General features: G+C 72.4%; 3 protein-coding genes. 1 reads left to right on the forward strand and 2 read right to left on the reverse strand.

All coding sequences use genetic code 11. The features are described from left to right. Positions 1-117 precede the first annotated feature (117 nt). Positions 118-1560 carry an NAD(P)/FAD-dependent oxidoreductase gene (locus ABZS66_RS61290; protein WP_354774163.1) on the reverse strand — a complete coding sequence of 481 codons (1443 nt, stop codon included), beginning with the start codon at positions 1558-1560 and terminating at the stop codon, positions 118-120. A gap of 1 nt (position 1561) precedes the next feature. Further along, positions 1562-2119, reverse strand: coding sequence for a hypothetical protein (locus ABZS66_RS61295; protein ID WP_354774165.1), 558 nt, complete (start codon positions 2117-2119; stop codon positions 1562-1564). 147 nt (positions 2120-2266) lie between these two features. Between ABZS66_RS61295 and ABZS66_RS61300 the strand changes: the two genes are divergently transcribed. Then, on the forward strand, positions 2267-2507 hold a 241-nt coding region (locus tag ABZS66_RS61300), incomplete at its 3' end, for a helix-turn-helix domain-containing protein (protein WP_354774167.1).

Here is a 2507-nt window from a genome sequence, read left to right on the forward strand (position 1 = left end):
CCGCCACCGCCGGGTTCGCAGTCCCCGAACGCAAGCTCGCCAACGCCTGACCTTCACCGCCACCCGGTCCCGGACCTCCCCACGAGGTCCGGGACCTTCACGCGTGAGCAGCCGGCGTCAGCGGCCGTACGCCTCCAGCAGGCGCAACCACACCTCGCTGACGGTCGGGTATGCGGGGACGGCGTGCCACAACCGATCCAGCGGGACCTCGCCGACGACCGCGATCGTCGCCGCGTGCAGCAGCTCCGCGACGTCCGGGCCCACGAGCGTGACGCCGACGATCACCCGCCGGTCCTCGTCGACGACCATCCGGGCGTGTCCCTGGTACCCCTCGGCGTGCAGGGCAGCTCCCGCGACGGCGCCCAGGTCGTAGTCGACCGCCCGGATCCGCAGCCCCGCAGCCTCGGCGGCGGCCGCGGTCAGCCCCACCGACGCGACCTCCGGGTCGGTGAAGACGACCTGCGGCACGGCCCGCTCGTCGGCGGTGGCGACGTGCCGGCCCCACCGGCCGTCGTCGACCGCTTCGCCCGTGGCACGCGCCACGATGACGTCGCCCACCGCGCGAGCCTGGTACTTGCCCTGGTGGGTCAGCAGCACCCGCCGGTTGACGTCTCCGGCGGCGTACAGCCAACCCCCGTCGCCGACCGGCGCACCGTCCTCGCCGACGACCCGCAACGTGTCGTCGACCGTGAGCCAGGCGCCGGGCTTCAGGCCGATCCGGTCGAGGCCGAGGTCCTGCGTGTTCGGCGTGCGGCCGATCGCGACCAGGAGTTCGTCGGCCTCGACCTGCTCGCCGTCGGTGAGCGTGACGCGCACCGTGCCGTCGCCGTCCCGGTTGACCGACGCGGCCTCGGCACCGAGGCGTACCGACACCCCGGCCTCCCGCAGTGACGTCGTGACCCGCTCGCCGGCGAACGGCTCCGCCAGCGGCAGCACCCCGTCACGAGCGAGCATCGTCACCACGGATCCGAGACCTGCGAACGCGGTCGCCATCTCCGCGGCCACCACGCCACCACCGATGACGGCGAGCCGACCGGGTACCTCGCTCGCCGCGGCCGCCTCCCGGCTGGTCCACGGTGCCGCCTCGCGCAGACCGGTGACGTCCGGGACCAGGGCACTGCTGCCGGTCGCGATGACGACCGCATGCCGGGCGGTGACCGAGGTCGTGGCGCCGTCCGCGCCGGTCACCTCGACGACCCGCTCGGAGCTGATCCGTCCCTGGCCGCGGTACAGCGCGATTCCGGCCGACTCGAGCCAGGACACCTGCCCGTCGTCCGTCCAGTTCGAGGCGAAGGAGTCGCGGCGGCGCAGCACGGCCGCTGCGTCCAGGTCGCCCGTCACCGCCTCACGGGCGCCGGGCAGCCGACGAGCCGCGCGGAGCGCGTTCGCGCTGCGCAGCAACGCCTTCGTCGGCATGCAGGCCCAGTAGGAGCACTCACCACCGACCAGTTCCCGCTCGACGACGGCGGCGGTCAGGCCGCCCCGCACGACCCGATCGGCGACGTTCTCCCCGACCGGCCCCGCACCGATGACGACGACGTCGTACGTCGCGTGCTCCATGTCAGTTTCCCTTCGCGGCGCGGCCGAGCCGGATGGCCGAGATGAGGAAGAAGATGGCGCCGGGGATGGCGTAGCCGATCGCGTTGGTCAGGACCGGGTTGTCCGCGGAGGCGCCGACGATGAAGGACCCGCCGGCGAGGACGGAGATGCCACCGCTGATGATCATCGGCCACTGGCCGCCCATCCTGCGGCGGGTGACACCCACGATCAGCTGGATCAGCCCGGCCGCGACCGCCCAGGCACCCCACACGCGCAGGACCGCCGGGATGCCGGACGCGCCGGCGAAGGCCAGGCCGACCGCGGCGATCAGGCTGATCGCGACGTTCAGGTACAGCAGGGTCGGCGATCCGGTGCTGCGCGACGCGCGGGCGTCGACGATGGCGGCGGCCACGTCGAACAGCGGATAGAGCACGAGCAGCGTCGCGGCGAGCGGGCCGAGGTGCTCGGCGGTCGTGAACATCACGAGGGCCCAGACGATGGCGAACGCGAAGCGGACGAAGTACAGCCGCCGCAGGGCGGACGCCGTCGTCGAGAGGCCGGGTGCGGCAACGGTGGTCATGGTGGTCCTTTCGGCGGTACCGAGGAAAAACCGCGACCAGTGGGCGCCGCGGCCGAACGCCCGGAGAACGAACGTTCTGTCTCGCCAACCATGACAACTTCGCGCCGCCCTGTCAAGACAGAACGTTCTACCTCTACTATGGGACTCATGGCACCCAGCGAGACCGGCATCCGGCCGTCGGAGGCGCGACGACGGCTCCTCGACACGGCGACCAGGATCTTCTACGGGGAGGGAATCCACTCGGTCGGCGTCGACCGGATCATCGCCGAGGCGAAAGTGACCCGGGCCACCTTCTACCGGCACTTCCCCGGCAAGGAGGATCTCGTCCTCGCCTATCTGCAGGCGGCCGACCAGGCCATCCGCGACCAGGTGGACGGCGCCGTCGCCG

The organism is Dactylosporangium sp. NPDC005572 (assembly GCF_040605515.1).
In the GTDB taxonomy this organism is placed as follows: domain Bacteria; phylum Actinomycetota; class Actinomycetes; order Mycobacteriales; family Micromonosporaceae; genus Dactylosporangium.